The organism is Demequina sediminis (genome assembly GCF_039545075.1).
In the GTDB taxonomy this organism is placed as follows: Bacteria; Actinomycetota; Actinomycetes; order Actinomycetales; family Demequinaceae; genus Demequina; species Demequina sediminis.
The window spans coordinates 31042-50772 of the sequence record NZ_BAABRR010000009.1; the positions used below are offsets into that span (position 1 = coordinate 31042).

Genomic DNA, 19731 nt, shown 5'->3' on the forward strand with positions numbered 1-19731 from the left:
CTCGGCGCCACGCAGGCCCTTCGCTAGCGGCGGGCCCCGCCGCTCGGGTCCTGCGCCGGAGGGTCGCTCGTGTCTGAGCCCACCATTGTCGACAAGTCCGCCGCGGGTCTGAACGCCCGCCAGTATCACGTGGGCCTCGCGCCGGGTGAGGTGGGGACGGTTGCGCTCCTGCCCGGCGACCCGTTCCGCGTGCCCATGATTGCCGAGTTCCTCACGGACGTCACGGAGGTCGCGCACCGGCGCGAACACCGCACCATGACCGGCTACTACAAGGGGCGCCTCATCACCGCGACCTCGACCGGCATGGGCTGCCCCTCGACCGCGATCGCCGTCGAGGAGCTCGCGCGCGTGGGCGTGACCTCGTTCATCCGTGTGGGGTCGTCCGCCGCGCTGCAGCCGGGCATCGAGCCGGGTGACCTGCTCGTGTCCGAGGGCTCACTACGCAACGACGGCACTACGGCCGCCTATGTCCATCCCGGGTATCCCGCCGTGCCCGACCTCGCCGTGGCATCGTCTCTCACGCAGGTGGCGCGCGAACTCACCGCGGGCACCGCGCGGCGCGTCTTCGCCGGCATCAACGCCACGGACGACGCGTTCTACGCCGAGGGGCCCGAGTGGATCGCGGAGCTGTCGCGGTTGGGCATCCTCAACGTCGAGATGGAGAGCTCCGCGATGTATGTGGTCGCGCGTCTGCGCGGGCTGCGTGCGGGGATGATCTGCGCGTGCTCGTCGAACCTGGTCGACGGCGCGAGCCTGTACTCGGAGAAGAACGCGGCACTCAAGGATGGGTGGATGGCCTCGATCGAGGTCGCGCTCGAGACCGCGGTGCGGCTCGAGTTGTAGCGCCGCACGGGGGTAGGGCAGTGGGGGCTTGGGCGGTGTCGGTCGTGCCGGTAGAATGGTCCTACAACTACACAGGGGATGATCGGTTTCGACGTGTGTTTACTTCCGAAGGGAAGCGGGCCGAGAACGCAGGGTTATCTCGTTAACGACCCCTGCAAACCAATAGGTGCCGATTCCAAGCGCACCGACTTCGCCCTCGCTGCCTAAGCGAGCGCCATGAAGTCCGTCAGCCCGGGGGTGTTCCCGACCCGGATCCTGGCGTCGACTAGGGAACTTGCTTCAGCTCCTCGTCATCGGGGGCTGCGGGACTCTTAGATGACTGGGCCTATCCGACGTGCTCGCCTGATGCGTGCCGGGGGCCGAGAAATACTCCTCAGGCTGCGCCCGGAGAAGACTTCGGTTTGGACATGCGGACCCGGGTTCGATTCCCGGCATCTCCACTCATCCCTGTGGTTCACGAGCGGCCGCCGCACCCGGTTCGGGTGGGCGGCCGTTCGCACGCCCGCCCGCATCGTTACGCTCTGTCCATGACGCTCGCGATCCTCGCCACGCTGGTCGGACTCCTCGCGCTGTGGTGGAGCGCCGACCGGTTTGTGGGCGGTGCGTCCGCGGTCGCGACTCACATGGGCGTGTCGCCGCTGCTGGTGGGCATGCTCATCGTCGGCTTCGGGACGTCCGCGCCCGAGCTCGTGGTGTCCGCGTTCGCCGCGGCGGGAGGCGATCCAGGGATCGCTCTCGGCAACGCGATCGGGTCGAACATCGCGAACATCGGCCTCATCCTGGGCGCCACGGCGATCCTGGTGCCCATCGCGGTGCATCGTGGCGTGCTCGTGCGCGAAATGCCGTTGCTGCTGGGCCTCACCGTGCTGCTCGCGGTGCTCATGCTTGACGGGGAGATCTCGCGCGTCGACGCGCTGATCCTCGTGGCCGCGCTCGGCGCGCAGATCGCGTGGTCGATCTGGGACGCGCGACGCCGCCAGCGCGAGGCCGAGCCGGACGAGCTCGCGATCGAGGTGGAGGAGCGCGAACGCATCGAGGCGATGAGCCGCGCCAGGGCGTGGGCGTGGACGCTCGGCGGCATCGTCCTGCTGGTGGTCGCCTCACGCGTCCTCGTGTGGGGAGCCGTGGGCATCGCTCAGCGCCTGGGCTGGTCGGACCTCGTGATCGGCCTGACCGTGGTGGCCGTCGGGACCTCGGCACCCGAGCTGGCCGCGGCTATCGCGGCGGCCAGGCGCGGCGCCACAGAACTGGTGCTCGGCAATGTGATCGGCTCCAACATCTTCAACACGCTTGCCGTCGTGGGGCTCGCGGGCCTCATCGCCCCCACCGTGGTCGAGCCGGTCGCCCTCGCGCGCGACCTGCCGATCCTGGTGATCTTCACGGTCGCGCTCGTGGCGATGGGCTATCGCCCGCGCGGGCACGGCCGCATCAATCGCATCGAGGGTGCGGTGCTCGTGACGGCCTGGGCCGCGTACACCGTCGCGCTCGTCGCGACCGCGTAGGCCGCGGATGGCGTCAGGCCTCGACGGTGAGCCGGATCTGTGAGCCCCATGGATCGCGCACCGTGAGCGTGCGACCGTCGTCCTCGATGGTCAGGCCGCGGTGCGTGAGGCGCTCGCGCACCGCCCCCAGGTCCTCGGCGGAGGGCAGCACGATGTCCATGGTGCCCAGGCCAAGGGACGCGGCGCGCGGCCCCGCGCCGCGCGAGTTCCACGTGTTGAGTCCCACGTGGTGGTGATAGCCGCCCGCCGAGACGAACAACGCGGAGCCCATGTCGAGCACCTCGTCGAAGCCGAGCGTGCCCACGTAGAAGTCCTTCGCCGTGGGGATGTCTCCCACCTGCAGGTGGACGTGGCCCACCGTGGCGGCGCTTGCGGGCGCCGCGAACTCCGACTCGGACAGGTGGGTGCGCAGGAAGCCGTTGACGTCGATGTGCTCGGTACCCATGAGGGGCCGGCCCGCTCCGTCGCGGCGCCACGACTCGCGAGGGCGGTCGACGTAGAGCTCGACGCCGTTGCCCTCCGGATCGTCGAAGTAGAACGCCTCGCTCACCAGGTGATCGGCGGCGCCCGTGAACGAGCCCGGCGCCGCCTGCGCCACACGCGCGACGCCCGCCGCGAGGCCCTCGCGCGTGTCGAACACCACGGCGGTGTGGAACAGCCCCGCGCCGCGCCGGTCGAAGCGGGGCAGCCCGCGCGAGGGGGTGAGCGTGACGGTTGCGACGCCGCCGCGGCCCAGCACGTGGCGGTCGCCGTCGACCGTGATCTGCTCGAGCGCGAGCACGTCGCGGTAGTACGCGAGCATGAGGTCAAGATCCTCGACCCGCAGCTCGACGGGTCCCATGCGGGTGCCCGCCGCGATCGAATCCGGGCCGGGGCGCCCGGGGAGGCCAGGCATCGTCCCTAACGGCCCATCGCGACGCGCTCGGGGCAGTCGAACGGGTCGCGCGCCGCGAGGCCCACGCGGTTGAGGTACGCGATCACGATCGCGTAGCTCTCGACCAGGGAGGTCTCGGTGTACGGCACGCCGAGCGTCGCGCAGTGCTCGCGCACGATCTCGCGGGCGCGGCCCAGGTGAGGGCGCGCCATCGACGGGAAGAGGTGGTGCTCGATCTGGAAGTTGAGGCCGCCCATGAGGATCGACATCGCCCAGCCGCCGCGGATGTTGCGGCTCGTGAGCACCTGCTTCGACAGGAAGTCCATCTTGGTGTCGGCGGACACGATCATCATGCCCTTGTGGTTGGGCGCGAACGACGCACCCATGTAGACGCCAAAGACGGCCATCTGGATCCCGAGGAACGCAAACGCCATGCCCAGCGGGAGGAACCAGAACAGCGGGACCAGGTACAGCCCGAAGTGCAGCGCGATGGCGGGCAGCTCGCGCCATTTGTCGAGGCGGGTGCCGGTCGTGAGGAGCGACGCCACGGAGCGGTAGTGGAGGTTGAGGCCCTCCATCGTCAGCAGCGGGAAGAAGAGCCAGCCCTGGCGCTGCGTGATCCAGCGGATGGGACCGCGCGCCTTGACGGCATCCTCCTCGATGAAGGAGATGGTGTCCTTCTCGATGTCGGGGTCCTTGCCGATCTTGTTCGGGTTGCCGTGGTGACGCGTGTGCTTGTGCATCCACCACTGGTGGCTGATGCCGACCACGAGGGTGCTGAGGAAGCGGCCCAGGCGATCATTGGCCGGACCGGACGCGAGCACCGTGCGGTGCGACGCCTCGTGAGCGAGGAAGGCGACCTGCGTGAGCACGATGCCGAGCGCCGCGGCGATGAGCAGCTGGAACCACGAGTCGCCGAGCAGGACGAATCCGGTGACGACGCCGCCGAACGCCAGCGCAAGCACGAGCCCGTACACGCCGTAGAAGACATAGGAGCGGCGCATGAGGCCCATCTCCTTCACGGTCGCCTGCAACGAGGCGAACGTGGACGTCATGCGGTTGAGCGGGAACGATGCGGGCGTTTGCGGTGCGGACATGCCTCTCCTGGCGTGGTGTGGTGACTTCCCAGCCGGTGATGAGCGCGAGCGCCCGTGGTGCGGATACCCCCTACCCTACGCGACCGTAGGTTGGATGGGGAAGGGTGTGTCGCACGGTCCCAGTACGCTGAGGCGCGTGAGTACCCCCTCCGCTCCCGCGCTTGCGATGCGCGGGCTGACCAAGAGGTTCGGCGCGACGCTCGCGGTGGATGGGATCGATCTCGACATCCCCGCCGGCTCCTTCTACGGAGTGGTGGGCCCCAACGGCGCGGGCAAGACCACGACGCTGTCGATGGCGACGGGCCTGCTTGAGCCCGATGCGGGGACCGTCGCGGTGCTCGGCGTCGACCTGTGGCGCGAGCCGGCTCGCGCGAAGCCGCTGCTGGGCGTGCTGCCGGATGGACTGCACACGTTCGATCGGCTCACGGGGGCGGAGCTCATCTCGTATGCCGCACGCCTGCGCGGCCTTGACCGCGCGACCGCCCGCGCGCGCAGGGACGATCTGCTGGCAGCACTCGACCTCGCGGCCGACAGCCAGACGCTCGTCAAGGACTACTCGGCTGGCATGACGAAGAAGGTGGGGCTCGCGTGCGCTCTCGTGCACGCGCCCAGCGTGCTCGTGCTCGACGAGCCCTTCGAGGCCGTCGATCCCGTGTCGGCGGGTGCGATCCGCCGCATCCTGGGCTCGTTCGTGGAGTCGGGCGGCACGGTCGTGATGTCGTCTCATGTGATGGCCCTGGTCGAGCGGCTGTGTGACCGCGTCGCGGTGGTGGGGGGCGGTCGCGTGCTCGCGGCGGGCACGCTGGACGACGTCCGCGGTGGCGCGGATCTCGAGCAGCGCTTCGTCGAACTCGTGGGTGACGTGCGCGAACACCGGGACCTCGCGTGGTTGCGACAGTCCTAGGGATTCGCTTCCGCACCGCGGGGCACCTGCTGCGACACGAGTGGTGGCGCGCGCTCGCCACCGGCTTCGGCGTCCTGTGGATGCTGATGATCCTTCCCTCGCTCGGCTGGTCGCAGATCGCGCTGTCGCGACAGGACCCGGGCGTGCGCGGCGACGCGATGATCGCGATCGCGCTGCTCGCCACCCTCGGGTGGATCGTGGTCCCGCTGATCGTGGCCGGCCTCGACGACACGCTCGATCCCGTGCGCTTCCGCTCGTTCGGCGTCGAGGCGCGCCGGCTCATGCCGGGGTTGCTTGCCGCCGCGGTGCTCACGTTGCCCGTCGTGTTCTTCGTGCTCGCCTTCACGGTCCTGGGACTGTCGTGGCGAGGCGAGGGAGCCGGGGTGCTCGCGGTCGCCCTGGTGGGGCTCGCCCTCACCCTGGCGTCGATGATCGTCGGCGCGCGCGTCGCGGCGATGTGGGGCGCCCGAGTGCTCGCGTCGCGGCGGGCCAAGGTCGCGACCTCGGTCGTGGTCCTGCTGGGGCTCGCCGCCGGAGCGCTGGTCGCGGTGCAGCTGTTCTCTGACGGGCTGAGCACCGTGCTCGAGACGGACGTCGAGGTGCTGCTCGATCAGCTCGCGGTGACGCCCCTGGGTGCGGGCGCCGCCGCGCCCGTCGCCGCGGCGCACGGCGACTGGACGGGTGCCGCCTGGCGTCTCGCGATGCAGGCCGGCTGGGTCGCGGTGCTGATCGGAGCGTGGCACGCGAACGTCGCCCATGCGCTCGTGCGCCCCTCGGGACGCGGGGGAGGGGGCCGCAGGAGGGACGATGCCGTGCTCGACCCCCGTGTGCGGCTCGCGATGCCGTCGGATGGGCCCGCCGCGGCCGTCCACGCGCGGCTACGCCGCGCATGGCTGACGGATCCGCGCTACCTGTCATCGCTCGCCGGGGTGTTGCTGTTGCCCGCCGCATTCGTGATCCTCGTGGTGCCCGTGTTTGACCTCGACGGGCGCTGGTCCTACGCCGTGCCGCTCATCCTGGCCGCGACCACCGGGTGGGGCCGTCACAACGACGTCGCGTTCGACTCGAGCGCACTCTGGCTCGACGTGGTGTCCGGGCGCCTCGGGCGTGCGGTGATGGTGGGCCGATTCTCGGCGGCCGCCGCGTGGGCCTTCCCGCTGGTGATCGCCGCCGCGCTGGCCACGCTCGCGTGGACGGGGCGCTGGGCCGACGCGCCCGGGCTGCTCGGCGCGTGCGTGGGCGTGCTGGGCGTGAGTCTCGGCGTCGCGGCCCTGGCCGCCGTGATCATGCCGTACCGCGCTCCCGCCCCAGGGCAAAGCCCATTCGGCACCGAGATCGGCTCCGTGGGAGCGGGGCTGCTTGCACAACTCGCGTCGTCGGCCGTGGCGCTCGCCCTCTTGCCGCTCGTGCTCGTGCCCTTCGTGCTGTCGCTCACCGTCGACCCCAGGTGGGGGTGGCTCGCGTGTGTCGCGGGCATCGGCGCGGGGGTCGGCGCCTACGTGGGCGCGCTGCGCGCCGCGGGCGCGCTCTACGACCGCCGCGCCGGCCGCCTGCTGGGCGCGGTGGCGTAACCCGGCCATCGCATCGTCCGCGCGTACGATGTCCCTCATGAGCGAGACCCTCGAGCCGATGACCCAGCCGCAGGGCGGCACGTCCACGATCGAACGCGTCGACACGCGCGAGCTGGTCGAGCCGGGCGATGCCGAGCGCTTCGCGCACTACGTCAAGAAGGACAAGATCCTCGAGTCCGCGCTGTCGGGCGAGCCCGTGATCGCGTTGTGCGGCAAGGTGTGGGTCCCCGGACGCGACCCCAACCGCTTCCCGGTGTGCCCCGCGTGCAAGGAGATCCTCGACGGCGTGTTCGGCTCGGACGACGGCGACGAGTAGCGCGCCGCGCGAGGTGCGCGGCCGTACGCTAAAGCCGTGGGTACCCAGGAGAGTCTCGACGCCAAGGTCGGCACGGGGACGCGCGTGCGCGACCCGTGGGTCACGGTGGTGTGGAACGACCCTGTCAACCTCATGAGCTACGTCACGCGCGTGTTCGAGGAGTACTTCCGGCTCCCTCGCCACGAGGCAGAGGCGCGCATGCGCGAGGTCCACGAGCGCGGGAGGTCGGTGCTGAGCGCGGGATCCCGCGAGCAGATGGAGGTCGACGTGCAGGCAATGCACGGCTACGGGCTGTGGGCGACGCTCGAGCGGGGTGGCGAGTGAGGGGCTTTGTCGCGCGGGATGGCGTCGCGGTCGCGGGCCTCGACGAGGACGAGCGGCTGGTCATCGCGAGAATCGTCGCGGATGTCGGGCTGCTGCTGGGCGGCGAGCGGTTTGGTGTCGAGGAGCACGCGCGGGTGCCGCACCGTGAGGACCTGGCCGAGGCGCTGCGCTTTCTCGACGGACTGAGCGAGACGCCCGTCGAGCCGGACGACCCCGCGCTGCTGCGTCTCCTGCCCAACGCCGCACCGACTGATCGTGAGGTCGCGGACGAGTTCCGCAGGCTCACTCAGGAGGACCTGCGGGCGACCAAGCTCGCGCGCCTGCGCGGGCTGTGGGAGGACCTCAGTGCGGAGGGTGCGGAGTGGGTCATTCCGGCCGACGAGGTCATGACGGTCGCCGCGGCGCTCACCGACGTGCGGCTCGTGGTCGCGTCGCGGCTGGGCCTCGAGACCGACGAGGACGCCGAGGCGCTGCACGAGGAGATCGCGCGCGCGGCGATGGTGGCCAGGCGCGGCGACCCGTCGGAGTTCGAGGACGCGGAACGGCTGTGGCTGGGGATGCTCTACGACGCGCTGACGTGGCTCCAGGAGTCGCTCGTGTCGCTCACACTAGGAGGCACCGAATGAACGACGCGCCCATTGGCGTGTTCGACTCGGGCGTGGGCGGCCTCACGGTCGCGCGCGCCATCATGGACACGATGCCGCACGAGTCGGTGCACTACGTGGGCGACACGGCCCACGGCCCCTACGGTCCGCTGCCGATCGCCGAGGTCCGCAGGCATGCGCTCGACATCATGGACGCGCTGGTCGCGGACGGCGTGAAGATGCTGGTGATCGCGTGCAACACGGCGTCCGCCGCGGTGTTGAGGGACGCGCGCGAGCGGTTCTCCGCCGAGCGTGGGATCCCCGTGGTCGAGGTGATCCTGCCGGCCGCGCGACGCGCGGCGGCCCTGTCGAAGACGCGGCGAGTCGGCGTGATCGGCACGGTCGCGACCGTCACCTCGGGCGCCTACGAGGACGCGCTCGCCGCCGCGCCGGACATCGCCGTCACGTCGCGCGCGTGTCCGCGCTTTGTCGAGCTGGTCGAGGCCGGGGAGACGGCGGGCCCGCGCGTGCTCGAGGTGGCGCGCGAGTACCTCGCCCCGGTGCAGGAGGCCGGGGTCGACACGCTCATCCTGGGCTGCACCCACTATCCGCTGCTCGCGGGGGCGATCGGCTACGTCATGGGCCCGGACGTCACGCTGGTGGACTCGGCGTCGGAGACCGCTCGCGACGTGTACCGCGTGCTCGCCGCGAACGGCCTCGAAAACTCGGGCGCGACGCCGCCGTCGCATCGTTTCTCCGCGACAGGGCCGCGCGATCGCTTCGAGGCGCTCGCTCAGCGATTCCTCGGCCCGGTGGTCACGCGCGTCGAGGCCTTGCCCGCGCCGGCCGCGTCGAACGCCGCGGGGGCGGCCTCGTGAAGCTCACCGTGGTGGGGTCGGCCGGATCGACCGCGAGCCCCGACTCGGCCGCCTCGTGCTACCTGCTCGAGGCCGAGAGCGAGGGCGGCACGTGGCGCGTGGTGCTCGACCTGGGCTCGGGGGCGATCGGACCGCTGCAGCGGTACTGCGACCCCGCGCGCGTGGACGCGGTGGTGGTGTCACACGGCCACCCCGACCACTGCGCCGATCTCGCGGCGCTGTCGGTGCTGCGCCGCTACGGGCCGACCAAGGACGAGGGCCTCGCCCCGCTCCCGCTGTACGGCCCCGCGGGGCTCGACCGGCGCATCGTCCAGATCGCGGGGGCCGACGACGATCACGACCTCGAGCCCTTCGCCTTCACCGCGGTCGCGGGCGGCGACGCCGTCACGGTCGGCCCGCTGCTGCTCGAGTTTGCGACCGCCTGGCACCCGGTCCCCGCGGTCGCGGTGCGCATCACCGGGCCCTCCGCCGTCGACGGCGACGCGAGCCTCGTGTTCACCGGTGACACGGACCGATGCGATCAGGTCGCCGCGCTCGCCGACGGCTGCGACGTGCTGCTCGCGGAGGCCGGCTGGGCGCACTCGCGCGTCAATCCCGAGGGCATCCACATGAACGGCACCCAGGCCGGCACGCTCGCGAGGGACGCGGGCGCGGGCGAGCTGATCGTCACGCACGTCGCGTCGTGGGTCGACCCGGGAGGGACTCTCGAGTTGGCGGCCGTCGCGTACGGGGCGCCCGTCGTGTTGGCGACCCCGGGCGACACCCACGTGTTCTAGAGCCACGTGTTCTCGCCGGTCGCGGCCGCCCCGCGCGGGGCGTGGTCGGCGGGGGCGGTTAGGCTCGTCCGCATGACGATCACCCGCGCGGACGGCCGCGCCTTCGACCAGTTGCGTCCCATCTCCTTCGAGCGCGGCTTCCAGCGCAATGCCGAGGGCTCGTGCCTCGTGACGTTCGGCGGCACGCGGGTGCTGTGCTCGGCCTCGTTCACCGAGGGCGTGCCGCGGTGGAAGAAGGGCTCGGGCGAGGGCTGGGTCACGGCCGAGTACGCGATGCTGCCGCGCGCGACCAACACCCGCAACGACCGCGAGTCCGTGCGCGGCAAGATCGGCGGGCGCACGCACGAGATCAGCCGGCTGATTGGTCGCTCGCTGCGCGCGATCATCGACGTCAAGGCGCTGGGCGAGAACACGATCGTCCTGGATTGCGACGTGCTCGACGCGGACGGCGGCACGCGCACAGCGGCCGTGACCGGCGCGTATGTGGCGCTCGCGGACGCGGTGACGTGGGCCAAGGGCGCCGGCGTGCTCAAGGCCGCCGCCGCGCCGCTCACGGGCTCGGTGTCCGCGGTGTCGGTGGGCATCATCGACGGCACCCCGATGCTCGACCTTCCGTACGTCGAGGACGTGCGAGCGGAGACGGACATGAACGTGGTGATGACGGGCGCGGGCGGCTTTGTCGAGGTGCAGGGCACCGCCGAGGGCGCACCGTTCTCCCCGACGGAGCTCGCCGCGCTGCTCGAGCTGGCGACCGCGGGTAACGCCGAGCTGGCCCGCCTGCAGGCCGCCGCGCTGTCGCTGTGAGCGGGGCTGCCATGGCAGCGAGCGGCGCACGCGCGCCGCGTCTCGCGATCGCGACCCACAACGCCCACAAGGTGGGCGAGATCGCCGCGATCCTCGCGCCGCTGGTGCCGGGGCTCGTCGACGGTGACCTCGCGTCGGCGGGCGAACTAGGGGCGCCGTCGCCGGTCGAGGACGGCGTGACGTTCGCGCAGAACGCGCTCATCAAGGCGCGCGCCCTCGCCGCATCTTCGGGACTGCCCGCGATCGCCGACGACTCCGGCATCGCGGTCGACGTCATGGGCGGCGCGCCGGGGATCTTCTCCGCGCTGTGGTCGGGGCGCCACGGTGCGGACCGCGAGAACGTCGAGCTGCTGCTCGCGCAGATGGCCGACATCCCTCTCGAGCACCGCGGCGCGCAATTCGTCTGTGCGGCGGTGCTGGTGACGCCGGATGGACGCGAGGAGGTGTGCGAGGGAGTGCTGCGGGGCACGCTCGCGCTCGCCCCCGCGGGCGGTGGGGGGTTCGGCTACGACCCAATCTTCATCCCGGAGGGCGAGTCCGTGACCACCGCGGAGCTCGACCCGGCACGCAAGAACGAGATCTCCCACCGTGGGCGCGCCTTCCGCGCGCTCGCGCCGCACATCGCGGCGGTCCTGCGGGGATAGCGTGGCTCGCGGCGCCGACGCTCCCGAGGTCCTCCCGGACATCCTCCGTCCGGGGCTGCGCGTGGTGTTGTGCGGCACCGCGCCGGGACTCGTGTCCGCGGCGCGCGGTCACTACTACGCGGGACCGGGCAACCGGTTCTGGTCGTTGCTGTGGGAGGCGGGGCTGGTGACCGAGCGCCTGTCGCATGAGGACGATGCGCGGGTGGGCGAGTGGGGGATCGGTCTGACTGACCTTGTCAAGACCTTGGCGCAGAGCCACGACCGGGGGTTGCCGTACGACGTCCCCGGGCTCGTCGCCAAGGTGGAGGAGCATCGTCCCGCGTGGGTCGCCTTCACCTCGAAGGAGGCCGGCGCGGCGGCCTCCCGCTGGGCGGGACGGCCGCGCCCGGGACTGGGCGTCCAGGACTGGCTGCTCGGCGGCGCGCGAGTGTTCGTGCTGCCGAGCCCCAGCGGGCGCAACCAGGGCCGCGCGTCCTACGACGGGCGTGCGACCCGTCTCGAGTGGTGGAGAGAGCTCGCCGCAGTGGTCCGCGACGGCGTTAGCTGAGAGCACCGCAGTGTGCGAGCGCCTGGCGCAACAGCACGTGCTGGCCGCCCGCCATCTCGCTCGCGACGTCGTCGCTCGCGGCCTCCTCGGGGGACAGCCACGTGAGGTCGAGGGCATCCTGCTGGGGCTCGCAGTGGCCACCGACGGGTACGACGTAGACGAGCGCGACGGCGTGCTGGCGCGAGTCGTGGAACGGCGTGACGCCGCGCGTGGGGAAGTACTCGGCGACGGCGACGGGCAGCGGGGACAGCGGCACCTGCGGCAGCGCGCCGATCCCGAGGTCCTTCTCGAGGTTGCGCACGATCGCGTCGCGAATGCGCTCGTGATAGAGCACGCGGCCGGCGACCACCGCACGCGAGATGACGCCGTCGAAGGCGCGCAGGAGCAGGCCGACCTCGGTGATCTCGCCCATGGAATTAATCCGGACGGGGAGGACGTTGACGTACACCAGCGGGAGTTCGGAGCGCACATGCTGCAGCTCGCGATCGGACAGCCAACCGGTGGGTTCGTCGGGAAGCTCGGCCATGTCGGTCATGACTCTTTTCTACCGCCTCGCCGCGAATGGCTGTCCATCCGCGCCGGAGCGTGCCAACCTGGATACCAAGAATGAAGCCGCCGAGAGGGCAGTGGTAGGATACCCCTGGGGGTATACGCCGCAAGAGAGGAAGCAATGGCAACGATCGATCTGACCACCGAGACGTTCGACGAGACCGTCACCAAGGACGGAATCGTCCTCGTCGACTTCTGGGCGGACTGGTGCCGCCCGTGCAAGCGCTTCGCGCCCATCTTCGAGAAGTCGTCGGAGACCAAGCCCGAGATCGTTCACGCCAAGGTCGACACCGAGGCTCACCAGGAGTTGAGCGTCAAGTTCGGCGTCACCGCGATCCCGACGCTGATGGCCTTCCGCGACGGCATCATGGTCTTCAACCAGGCGGGCGCCCTGCCCGGCCCGGCACTGCAGCAGCTGGTCGAGGCCGTCGAGGGCCTCGACATGGACGAGGTCCGCGCGAAGATCGCGGAGCACGAGTCCGCCGAGCACTAAGTTCGACGACCGAGGCGTCGCGCGCGACGCCTCATGGTGTCGGCAGGCCCGGTTCCCGCAGTCGCGGGGGCCGGGCCTGTGTCGCGTCTGGGGTGGTGCTTGCGTGGGGCTGCTTTGGGCCGGCGCAGGGACGCGAGAGGCCCCGCATCGGCGGAAGGCCGATGCGGGGCCGAGGACGTGCGCGAGGGGGGACTTGAACCCCCACGCCCGAAGACACTGGAACCTAAATCCAGCGCGTCTGCCAATTCCGCCACTCGCGCGCGAGACAAGGATAGGCGGCGTCGCGACCATGGGTGTCCCATGGGAGGCGCGCACTCGCGAAAAGCGACCGTGAGCGTCCCATAGGGCGCGGGCGCGGGTGCGGTCGGGCTGGGCGGGTGCGCGGGTGCGGCCGGGCTGGGGCGGGAGGTCAGTCGATCCCGAGGTCCCTGCGCAGCTTCGCGACGTGGCCGGTGGCCTTGACGTTGTACTGCGCGAGGGCGACCTTGCCTGACTCGTCGATCACGACCGTCGAGCGGATCGAGCCCTCTACTTCCTTGCCGTACAGCTTCTTGAGGCCCCACGCGCCGTACGCCTCCTGGATCGCCCGGTCCTCGTCGGAGACCAGCGTGAAGGTGAGGCCCTCCTGCTCGCGGAACTGCGCGAGCTTTGCGGGGGAGTCCTTGGATACGCCCACGACGGTGTAGCCGGCGGCCTGGAGCGCGTCCAGCGAGTCGCGGAAGTCGCACGCCTGAGTGGTGCATCCCGGCGTCATCGCCGCGGGGTAGAAGTACAGGATCACTTTCGAGCCGCGCAGGTCCGCGAGGCTGAGGGTGCCGGTGTCGGTGGGGGCGGTGAAGTCAGGGGCGGTGTCGCCCACGCTCAGTCGAGTGTCGCTCATAGTGCAGACGGTAACGCCGGCGCCGCGCCTTCGGATTCCGGCTGGGGCCGATTTCACTTCGGGCCGCGGGTCCTGCTAATGTTGTCTCTCGCGCCGCGACGCGCGAGATGCGCCTCTAGCTCAACTGGCAGAGCAGCTGACTCTTAATCAGCGGGTTCAGGGTTCGAGTCCCTGGGGGCGTACGGACGGCGAAGGCCCGGTTCACGACAGTGTCGAGAACCGGGCCTTCGTGCATCTCCGGGCCGCGCCGCTCACTCCCGCCCGGAGACCTCGACGATCTCACCGTTGACGGGCGCATCGGCCTCCCATAGCCCCACGAACGCCTCCGCGACGGCCTCCTCGAGGCCTGCCAGGCTCGCGACCCGGAAGATGACGGCCTCCGCGCGCTCCGGCTCGCGCGCCTCGCGCGCGTGCTTGGCGAAGCCTTGGGCGATCGCGCGGGCCCACGCCTCGCTGGCCGCCTTGATCGCCGCGTAGTTCGCGCCGCCCGCGAGCGGTCGTGCCACCGCGGTCGAGGAGATGATCGCGAGCCTGCCCGCGGGAGAGCGGACCAGGTCCTCCTCGAAGGCGCGCGACACGTGGCGCAGTGCCGTGAAAGAGGCCTCGAGCACTCGGTAGTCCGCCTCGGTCTGGCCGGCCAGGCCGCCGCCGCCGCGCCACCCGCCCACGAGACACAGCACGCCGTCCAGGGCGATTCCGTCGCCGCGCAGGCGCTCGGCGAGGCGCGCGACCTGGGCCTCGTCGGCGAGGTCGGCCACCTCGGTCCGCGCCCCGAGCCCGGCTAGGGGCTCGAGCCGCTCCGCGCTCCGCCCGACCGCCACGACTCGCGCGCCGGCATCGGTCAACGCCCGGGCGGCGGCAAGGCCCACCGCGCTGGTCGCGCCGGCGATGAGCACGCTCCGCCCGGCCACCGCGGGCATCGTCAGGACGTCCTCGCCCGGATGCCCGCGGTCGACTCGATGACGTCCCGCATCTTCTTGTCGAGCGCCTCGTAGAACATCGAGAGCGGGAACTCGTCGTCCATCACCAGGTCCGTGTAGCCCTTGGGCGGGCCGGCGAGCACGTCGCGCGGCAGCCCCTGGGCCCACACGGATGCCGGGTGGGGGGTGACGATGCCGGAGACCAGCGCGTACGCCGCGAGCCAATGGGCAGTCTTGGGGCGGTCGATCGACTCCCAGTACAGCTCGTTGATCATGTCGCTCAGCTCGATCACGGCGTCGGCGAGGCGCGCCCAGTCGATGCTCAACTCGACGTCTCGCCATTCGAGCACATGCTTCTTGTGCAGCCACGCGAACAGCAGCTGACCGCCCAGGCCGTCGTAATTGCGGACCCGTGAGCCCGTGATCGGGAAGCGGAAGATGCGGTCGAAGAGCACTGCGTACTGCACCAGCCGCGCATGCCTCCGGGTGTCCCGCTCGATCGCCGTGAGGTCCTCGCCGGCCGCGACGCGGGCGTCGAGGGCGCGCTGGATCCCGACCGACTCGCGGAACGCGGTGAGGTCGCAACGCAGCTCCTCGAGCGTGTAGAGGAAGAACGGCATGCGCTGCTTGATCATGAACGGGTCGAAGGGCAGGTCGCCGCGCATGTGGGTGCGGTCGTGGATGATGTCCCACATCACGAACGTGCGCTCCGCGACGTCCTGGTCCGCGATCAACTCCGCGGCATCCTCCGGCAGCGCGAGCCGCGTGATGTCGGCGGCGGCCGCGACCACGCGGCGGTAGCGCGCGGCCTCGCGGTCCTGGAAGATCGCCCCCCACGTGAACGGAGGGATCTCGCGCATCGCGACGGTCTCGGGGAACAGGACCGCAGAGTTGGTGTCGTAGCCGGGGGTGAAATCGATGAGGCGCAGCGACACGAACAGCGCGTTGCCGTAGTCGCCCGCCTCGAGGGCCGCCACGAAGTCGGGCCAGATCGCCTCGACGATCAGCGCCTCGACGTGGCGATCGGGCGAGCCGTTCTGCGTGTACATGGGAAACACGACGAGGTGGCGCACGCCGTCGACCCGATGCCGCTGGGGCTGGAACTCGACCAGCGAGTCGAGGAAGTCGGGCACCGCGAAGCCGCCGTCGACCCAGCGCGCGAAGTCTCCCGGCAGCGCGCCCAGGTAGGCGGCGTCGTGGGGGAACAGCGGCGCGAGCTCGCGGATCGACGCGACGATGCTCGAGACCAGGTCGCGGGCGCGCGGGTGATCCTCGGGGTCGGGGATCGAGCCGTCCTTGACCTGGAGCGGCTGCAGCGCGGTGGCGGCGGCCTTCAGCCGATGCCACGCGGGGCTCGTCTCGACCGTCTGGACGTCGTGAGCGCTGGCGGGCGCGACTGCGGGCGTGGCGGCGGGCGCGGCGGTGTGGGGGACTGACATGGGCGGCCCCTTTCGGCTTTGACGGGGATTGTTCCTGTGTGGAGCGCCTATGACGGGAAGCCTTCCATTGGAACGCCTCGCGGTCAAGGATTCTGCCGGTTCGCGCGGCCTCGGCGGTGCGCCTCGCACCCGTGCGATGGGGTACCGTCCGTGTCATGCAGGATCCGGTCGATTCCCGCCTCGTCGCGGAGGTCTCGCGCGACGCGCGCGCGACCCTCGCCCAGCTCGCCGTGCACGTGGGGCTGTCGACGTCCGCGGTGCAGGCGCGGCTGCGGCGCCTGGAGTCCACGGGGGTCATCACGGGCTACCGGGCGCTGGTCAGCCCCGAGGCCGTGGGGCGTCCGCTGTCCGCGTTCATCGAGATCACGCCGCTGGACTCGGACCAGGCCGACGACGTCCCTCAGCTCCTCGAGCACCTGCCCGCCGTCGAGGCATGCCACTCGATCGCGGGCGATGCCAGCTACATGCTGTTCGTGCGCGTCGCGACGCCTCCCGACCTCGAGGAGCTCATCCGCGACATCCGGCGGGCGGTCCGCGCGACCACCCGCACCACGGTGGTGCTCCAGACCTTCTACGAGAATCGCCCGCTGGCGCTGGCGCCGGCGGCGGATCGGGCCGAGCCCGACCGCTAGTCCCGTTCGACCCAGCGGTCGATCGCCCAGACGAGAGAGAACGCGAGGCCAGGCTCGACGCCCTCGGCGACATCGATCGTGTAGCGGTCGCGCACGAACTTCAGCGCGGGGGAGTGCAGATGCGCCACCTGGGTCCCGTCGGGAGTCGTGACGTCCATGCGCTTGGGGATCCCGAGCAGCTTGCCCGTGACCTCGAAGAGCACCGCGCCCGCGGCGTCGAGGATCTGGGCCTTGGGTCGCGCGCCCACCTTGCCGTCGACGAGGAACAGGTCCTGTTCGGTGGCGGGGTCGAGCACGCGGAAGTCGCGTCCCATGCCCAGCTTGCTCTTCATGAGGTAGCGCGTGTACCCGGCGGGGGCGGCTGGCACGGACATGGGGGTCTCCTCTTGAGGGCGGTCGAGACTCAATCTAGAAGCGGTGGGCGGGGAGCGCACGGGGAGGCGGGCGGCGAACGATGCGCGGGCCTTTCCCGACACGACTCTGGCCCGCCCCCGCGAAGGGGACGGGCCAGAGAGTCATCGTCAGACGTCAGCGCTACGCCAGCGAGCCGTCCGACGAGAACACGAGTCCGACCATGACCTGTCCCTGCTGGATCGCGGTCTTGGTGAGCGGGCCGCCCGCGTCGAGCGAGTCGAACTGCGCGACCTCGAGGCCGTACTCCTCCTCGAGTCCGATCTGGCAGAACGGGCGCTCGGGGCACTCCGGGGGGCCGCCCAGCGAGATGGTGCCGCAGGTGTCGGCGAGCTCGGTCAGCGAGGTCACGCCGTACTCGTCGGCGAAGGCCTGCGTCACCGCGAACGCGTTCTGGTCCTGGGCCGCGGACGGCGCGCCGAACACCAGGCTGGCCTCCGCCGCCAACGGCGCGAGCGCCGCGACCGTCTCGTTGATGTCGCCCGACGCCACGGCATCGGCCTCCGCGCCGTTCTGCGCGCGGTTGAGGAACTCCGTCACGGTGGCCGCGTACTCGGGCACCACGTGGACCTCGCCGTTCTGCAGGGCGGGCAGGTAGGTCTCGCGGTTGCCGATCGTGCGGACCTCGGTGTCGAAGCCGGCCGAGGCCAGCACCGCGGAGTAGATCTCCGCGACCGTGATGTTCTCGGAGAAGTTCGCCGCACCGATCACGATCGATCCCTCGCCCTGCTCGGGCGCCTCGATGCCGCGGTCGGCCACGAACTGGGTCGCCGCCTCCTGCGAGGTCTGACGGTCGATGTCGACGGCCTTGTTGAGCTGGATCAGGTCGTCCGTGGTGAGCACCGCGGACACCGCGTCGAGGGCCGCGATGAGCGCGGGGGTCGCGGCGTCGGCGTTGATCGCGGGAATCATGTTGTCGGAGTTCTGCAGCATCTTGTCGTCCGACAGCACCACGAGGGCGTCGCCGGGGACCGGCTGGCACTCCTGTGCGGTCGTGCCGCCGGTGGCGCCCACGGTGGGCTCGACCGTGGCCTCGCCCTCCGAGGTGCCCGAACTACAGCCGGCCAAGATCAGTGCGCTCGCGGCGACGGCCGCAAGGAGTCCGGTTCTGGTACGCATGTTCTCTCCTCGAGTGGGGGACGGACACAGGTCGCAACCTCTCGCGCGCGTCGGTTGTTCCCGTCGGCCGCGCCTTCCAGGGTATTCACCATTCGCGCCGCGCGCGCGGGCGGAGGTGTCGCGGGCGGATGGGTGGGGACGATGCCCCGGCGGGACTAGGCGGCGACGCGTGCCCGGTCGCGCAGCGGCGCGGGCGTCACGCGCCGCTGGAGGCGTCCGAGCAGCCAGTCGACGGACAGCGCGAGCGTCGCGACGATCAGCGCACCCGCGAGCGCCTGGCCATACCGCTGCGTCGCGAGCGCGGTGACGATGATGACGCCGAGACCGCCGCCGCCCACGAGCGCGGCGAGGGGGACCGTCGCGACGGTCTGCGTGACCGAGGTCCGCAGCCCGGCCGCGATGAGCGGCACCGCGAGCGGCAGCTCGACCCGCAGCGCGACCTGGAGCTTGGTCATGCCCTGGCCGAACGCGGCCTCGCGGACGTCGGCGTCGACCCCGGCCATGCCGGTGTACGTGTTGGTGAGGATGGGAGGGAACGCGAAGATCGCCGCCGCGATGATGACGGCGCGGTTGCCGAACCCGATCGACGAGGCCGCGAAGAGCGTGAGGAGCGCGAGAGTGGGCATCGCGCGCGACACGTTCGCGATCACCGTGGTCGCGCCGCCACCCTTGCGGAGGTGACCGAGCCACAGCCCGAGCGGCAGCGCGAGCGCGGCCGCGATCCCCACGGCGGCGGCTGACATCTGAAGGTGCTCGAGAATCAGCGCGAGGATGGAGTCTCGCTGGAAGCGCAGCGAGCCGTCGAAGTTCTCCCCGAACATTCCGTTCGCCCCGACCCAGCTGGTGGCTGTGGTGAGGTAGTCCCAGGCGTCGCCGAGCGTGCTCATGCGGTCACCTCGTCGCGAGACCGCGACCGCGCACGCGAGCGGGCACGCCGGGCGCCGGCGCGTCGCGAGCGCGTCCAGGGCATCGCGAGCCTGGCCGCGAGCAGGATCGCGAGGTCGAGCACGAGCGCGAGGGCGAGGCACAGCAGCGTGGCGGTCGCGATCTGCGCGTGATAGTCGGACTGCATGCCACGGAACATGAGCTGGCCCAGCCCGCCGTAGCCAACCACCACGCCCACCGTGACGAGCGCGACTGTGGTGACGGTCGCGAGGCGCAGCCCGGCGACGATGCTGGGCAGCGCGTTGGGCAGCTCCACGGTGAGCAGCAGCCGGCCGCGCGTGTATCCGAGCCCCCGCGCGGCATCGACGACGTCGGGGTCGACGCCCTCGAGACCCACGATGATGTTCCGCACGAGCACGAGCAAGGCGTACGCGACCAGACCGATCAGGACGGTGGTGCGGCCGATCCCGGTGAACGGAGCGAGCAGGCCGAACAGCGCGAGCGAGGGGATCGTGTAGAGCACTCCCGTGACGCCGAGGATGGGCGCCGCCAGTCGCGGGATCCGCCGCGCGAGCACCGCGAGGGGCAGTGCGATGAGTGCGGCGATCGCGACGGCCTGCAGCGTGAGCGAGGCGTGGATCACGAGGTGCTCCCAGACCTCGCCGCCGCTGCGTCGCAGGTAGTCGAGCGACAGCCAGGGATTGTCCACCCCTTGACCGTACAGGGTGACAGGCGCGCT

General features: G+C 71.2%; 24 protein-coding genes, 2 tRNA genes and 1 other RNA gene. 16 read left to right on the top strand and 11 right to left on the bottom strand.

Translation table 11 applies throughout. The annotated features are described in order from the left end of the window. Window positions 1-69 precede the first annotated feature (69 nt). The 3 genes from ABEA62_RS09085 to ABEA62_RS09095 all read left to right on the top strand — a co-directional run bounded on the left by ABEA62_RS09085 (window position 70) and on the right by ABEA62_RS09095 (window position 2345). A complete protein-coding gene (locus tag ABEA62_RS09085) occupies window positions 70-843 on the top strand; it encodes a nucleoside phosphorylase (RefSeq protein ID WP_286213839.1) in 774 nt (257 codons plus the stop codon). Between the two features lie 74 nt (window positions 844-917). Then, window positions 918-1286: a transfer-messenger RNA gene (ssrA, locus tag ABEA62_RS09090) on the top strand. 84 nt (window positions 1287-1370) lie between these two features. Then, a complete protein-coding gene (locus ABEA62_RS09095; protein WP_286213838.1) occupies window positions 1371-2345 on the top strand; it encodes a calcium/sodium antiporter in 975 nt (324 codons plus the stop codon). Window positions 2346-2358: 13 nt separating this feature from the next. Here the strand turns inward: ABEA62_RS09095 and ABEA62_RS09100 are convergent, their stop codons facing one another. Next, the gene (locus ABEA62_RS09100; protein ID WP_286213837.1) at window positions 2359-3240 is read right to left on the bottom strand and encodes a VOC family protein; all 882 of its coding nucleotides are present in this window, start codon (window positions 3238-3240) and stop codon (window positions 2359-2361) included. A 5-nt stretch (window positions 3241-3245) separates the two neighbouring features. After that, the gene (locus ABEA62_RS09105; protein WP_425558014.1) at window positions 3246-4316 is read right to left on the bottom strand and encodes a fatty acid desaturase family protein; all 1071 of its coding nucleotides are present in this window, start codon (window positions 4314-4316) and stop codon (window positions 3246-3248) included. Between the two features lie 94 nt (window positions 4317-4410). Between ABEA62_RS09105 and ABEA62_RS09110 the strand changes: the two genes are divergently transcribed. The 10 genes from ABEA62_RS09110 to ABEA62_RS09155 all read left to right on the top strand — a co-directional run bounded on the left by ABEA62_RS09110 (window position 4411) and on the right by ABEA62_RS09155 (window position 11664). Then, on the top strand, window positions 4411-5220 hold the full coding sequence (locus ABEA62_RS09110) for an ABC transporter ATP-binding protein (protein WP_425558015.1): 810 nt from the start codon (window positions 4411-4413) through the stop codon (window positions 5218-5220). Further along, the gene (locus tag ABEA62_RS09115) at window positions 5202-6791 is read left to right on the top strand and encodes a hypothetical protein (RefSeq protein WP_286213836.1); all 1590 of its coding nucleotides are present in this window, start codon (window positions 5202-5204) and stop codon (window positions 6789-6791) included. Before ABEA62_RS09110 ends, ABEA62_RS09115 begins: the two co-directional genes overlap by 19 nt. 37 nt (window positions 6792-6828) lie before the next feature. Beyond that, complete coding sequence (locus ABEA62_RS09120; RefSeq protein WP_425558017.1) at window positions 6829-7107, top strand: DUF3039 domain-containing protein; 279 nt, start codon at window positions 6829-6831, stop codon at window positions 7105-7107. 36 nt (window positions 7108-7143) lie between these two features. After that, window positions 7144-7431: an ATP-dependent Clp protease adapter ClpS gene (clpS, locus tag ABEA62_RS09125; RefSeq protein ID WP_286213834.1), complete on the top strand. Its 288-nt coding sequence runs from the start codon at window positions 7144-7146 to the stop codon at window positions 7429-7431. Continuing rightward, the gene (locus tag ABEA62_RS09130; protein WP_286213833.1) at window positions 7428-8057 is read left to right on the top strand and encodes a DUF2017 family protein; all 630 of its coding nucleotides are present in this window, start codon (window positions 7428-7430) and stop codon (window positions 8055-8057) included. Before clpS ends, ABEA62_RS09130 begins: the two co-directional genes overlap by 4 nt. Then, entirely contained in the window at window positions 8054-8893 is an 840-nt protein-coding gene (gene murI, locus ABEA62_RS09135) for a glutamate racemase (protein ID WP_345379737.1), read from the top strand. Before ABEA62_RS09130 ends, murI begins: the two co-directional genes overlap by 4 nt. Then, the gene (locus tag ABEA62_RS09140) at window positions 8890-9669 is read left to right on the top strand and encodes an MBL fold metallo-hydrolase (RefSeq protein WP_286213832.1); all 780 of its coding nucleotides are present in this window, start codon (window positions 8890-8892) and stop codon (window positions 9667-9669) included. Before murI ends, ABEA62_RS09140 begins: the two co-directional genes overlap by 4 nt. A gap of 72 nt (window positions 9670-9741) precedes the next feature. Further along, on the top strand, window positions 9742-10473 hold the full coding sequence (rph, locus tag ABEA62_RS09145; RefSeq protein ID WP_286213830.1) for a ribonuclease PH: 732 nt from the start codon (window positions 9742-9744) through the stop codon (window positions 10471-10473). 11 nt (window positions 10474-10484) lie between these two features. After that, window positions 10485-11117 (top strand): RdgB/HAM1 family non-canonical purine NTP pyrophosphatase, encoded by a 633-nt coding sequence (gene rdgB, locus ABEA62_RS09150; RefSeq protein ID WP_286213829.1) that lies wholly within the window; start codon window positions 10485-10487, stop codon window positions 11115-11117. Between the two features lies 1 nt (window position 11118). Further along, a complete protein-coding gene (locus ABEA62_RS09155) occupies window positions 11119-11664 on the top strand; it encodes a mismatch-specific DNA-glycosylase (RefSeq protein WP_286213828.1) in 546 nt (181 codons plus the stop codon). Here the strand turns inward: ABEA62_RS09155 and ABEA62_RS09160 are convergent. Then, window positions 11657-12199 carry a DUF4916 domain-containing protein gene (locus ABEA62_RS09160; RefSeq protein ID WP_286213827.1) on the bottom strand — a complete coding sequence of 181 codons (543 nt, stop codon included), beginning with the start codon at window positions 12197-12199 and terminating at the stop codon, window positions 11657-11659. The two genes, ABEA62_RS09155 and ABEA62_RS09160, sit on opposite strands and share 8 nt — an antisense overlap. 135 nt (window positions 12200-12334) lie before the next feature. Between ABEA62_RS09160 and trxA the strand changes: the two genes are divergently transcribed. Next, a complete protein-coding gene (gene trxA / locus ABEA62_RS09165) occupies window positions 12335-12706 on the top strand; it encodes a thioredoxin (protein WP_286213826.1) in 372 nt (123 codons plus the stop codon). 178 nt (window positions 12707-12884) lie between these two features. Here trxA and ABEA62_RS09170 read toward each other — a convergent pair. Both ABEA62_RS09170 and bcp read right to left on the bottom strand, forming a co-directional pair. Further along, a tRNA-Leu gene (locus tag ABEA62_RS09170) sits at window positions 12885-12966 on the bottom strand. Between the two features lie 149 nt (window positions 12967-13115). Further along, a complete protein-coding gene (gene bcp / locus ABEA62_RS09175) occupies window positions 13116-13586 on the bottom strand; it encodes a thioredoxin-dependent thiol peroxidase (protein WP_345379743.1) in 471 nt (156 codons plus the stop codon). Window positions 13587-13695: 109 nt separating this feature from the next. Here bcp and ABEA62_RS09180 point away from each other — a divergent pair. Beyond that, window positions 13696-13768: transfer RNA gene (locus tag ABEA62_RS09180), tRNA-Lys, on the top strand. Between the two features lie 69 nt (window positions 13769-13837). On the opposite strand, the gene ABEA62_RS09185 is transcribed toward ABEA62_RS09180, so the two are convergent. Next, on the bottom strand, window positions 13838-14506 hold the full coding sequence (locus tag ABEA62_RS09185) for an SDR family NAD(P)-dependent oxidoreductase (protein WP_286213825.1): 669 nt from the start codon (window positions 14504-14506) through the stop codon (window positions 13838-13840). A 2-nt stretch (window positions 14507-14508) separates the two neighbouring features. Then, window positions 14509-15945 (bottom strand): DUF6421 family protein, encoded by a 1437-nt coding sequence (locus tag ABEA62_RS09190; RefSeq protein WP_345379746.1) that lies wholly within the window; start codon window positions 15943-15945, stop codon window positions 14509-14511. 155 nt (window positions 15946-16100) lie between these two features. Here ABEA62_RS09190 and ABEA62_RS09195 point away from each other — a divergent pair, with 155 nt between their 5' ends. Beyond that, on the top strand, window positions 16101-16577 hold the full coding sequence (locus ABEA62_RS09195) for an Lrp/AsnC family transcriptional regulator (protein WP_286213824.1): 477 nt from the start codon (window positions 16101-16103) through the stop codon (window positions 16575-16577). Here ABEA62_RS09195 and ABEA62_RS09200 read toward each other — a convergent pair. From ABEA62_RS09200 to ABEA62_RS09215, 4 genes are all read right to left on the bottom strand, one after another. Continuing rightward, the gene (locus ABEA62_RS09200; RefSeq protein WP_286213823.1) at window positions 16574-16951 is read right to left on the bottom strand and encodes an LURP-one-related/scramblase family protein; all 378 of its coding nucleotides are present in this window, start codon (window positions 16949-16951) and stop codon (window positions 16574-16576) included. The two genes, ABEA62_RS09195 and ABEA62_RS09200, sit on opposite strands and share 4 nt — an antisense overlap. A gap of 160 nt (window positions 16952-17111) precedes the next feature. Then, the gene (locus tag ABEA62_RS09205; protein ID WP_345379749.1) at window positions 17112-18107 is read right to left on the bottom strand and encodes a glycine betaine ABC transporter substrate-binding protein; all 996 of its coding nucleotides are present in this window, start codon (window positions 18105-18107) and stop codon (window positions 17112-17114) included. A 155-nt stretch (window positions 18108-18262) separates the two neighbouring features. Further along, window positions 18263-18994: an ABC transporter permease gene (locus tag ABEA62_RS09210; RefSeq protein ID WP_345379751.1), complete on the bottom strand. Its 732-nt coding sequence runs from the start codon at window positions 18992-18994 to the stop codon at window positions 18263-18265. Then, entirely contained in the window at window positions 18991-19701 is a 711-nt protein-coding gene (locus ABEA62_RS09215) for an ABC transporter permease (protein WP_286213821.1), read from the bottom strand. The genes ABEA62_RS09210 and ABEA62_RS09215 overlap by 4 nt, the downstream gene beginning before the upstream one ends. Window positions 19702-19731 lie beyond the last annotated feature (30 nt).

Coding starts and splice junctions, on each gene's coding strand:
- ABEA62_RS09095 (WP_286213838.1), top strand. CDS start 1,371: ATGACGCTCGCGATCCTCGCCACGCTGGTCGGACTCCTCGCGCTGTGG.
- ABEA62_RS09100 (WP_286213837.1), bottom strand. CDS start 3,240: ATGCCTGGCCTCCCCGGGCGCCCCGGCCCGGATTCGATCGCGGCGGGC.
- ABEA62_RS09105 (WP_425558014.1), bottom strand. CDS start 4,316: ATGTCCGCACCGCAAACGCCCGCATCGTTCCCGCTCAACCGCATGACG.
- ABEA62_RS09110 (WP_425558015.1), top strand. CDS start 4,411: ATGGGGAAGGGTGTGTCGCACGGTCCCAGTACGCTGAGGCGCGTGAGT.
- ABEA62_RS09120 (WP_425558017.1), top strand. CDS start 6,829: ATGAGCGAGACCCTCGAGCCGATGACCCAGCCGCAGGGCGGCACGTCC.
- murI (WP_345379737.1), top strand. CDS start 8,054: ATGAACGACGCGCCCATTGGCGTGTTCGACTCGGGCGTGGGCGGCCTC.
- rph (WP_286213830.1), top strand. CDS start 9,742: ATGACGATCACCCGCGCGGACGGCCGCGCCTTCGACCAGTTGCGTCCC.
- rdgB (WP_286213829.1), top strand. CDS start 10,485: ATGGCAGCGAGCGGCGCACGCGCGCCGCGTCTCGCGATCGCGACCCAC.
- ABEA62_RS09160 (WP_286213827.1), bottom strand. CDS start 12,199: ATGACCGACATGGCCGAGCTTCCCGACGAACCCACCGGTTGGCTGTCC.
- trxA (WP_286213826.1), top strand. CDS start 12,335: ATGGCAACGATCGATCTGACCACCGAGACGTTCGACGAGACCGTCACC.
- bcp (WP_345379743.1), bottom strand. CDS start 13,586: ATGAGCGACACTCGACTGAGCGTGGGCGACACCGCCCCTGACTTCACC.
- ABEA62_RS09185 (WP_286213825.1), bottom strand. CDS start 14,506: ATGCCCGCGGTGGCCGGGCGGAGCGTGCTCATCGCCGGCGCGACCAGC.
- ABEA62_RS09190 (WP_345379746.1), bottom strand. CDS start 15,945: ATGTCAGTCCCCCACACCGCCGCGCCCGCCGCCACGCCCGCAGTCGCG.
- ABEA62_RS09195 (WP_286213824.1), top strand. CDS start 16,101: ATGCAGGATCCGGTCGATTCCCGCCTCGTCGCGGAGGTCTCGCGCGAC.
- ABEA62_RS09200 (WP_286213823.1), bottom strand. CDS start 16,951: ATGTCCGTGCCAGCCGCCCCCGCCGGGTACACGCGCTACCTCATGAAG.
- ABEA62_RS09205 (WP_345379749.1), bottom strand. CDS start 18,107: ATGCGTACCAGAACCGGACTCCTTGCGGCCGTCGCCGCGAGCGCACTG.
- ABEA62_RS09210 (WP_345379751.1), bottom strand. CDS start 18,994: ATGAGCACGCTCGGCGACGCCTGGGACTACCTCACCACAGCCACCAGC.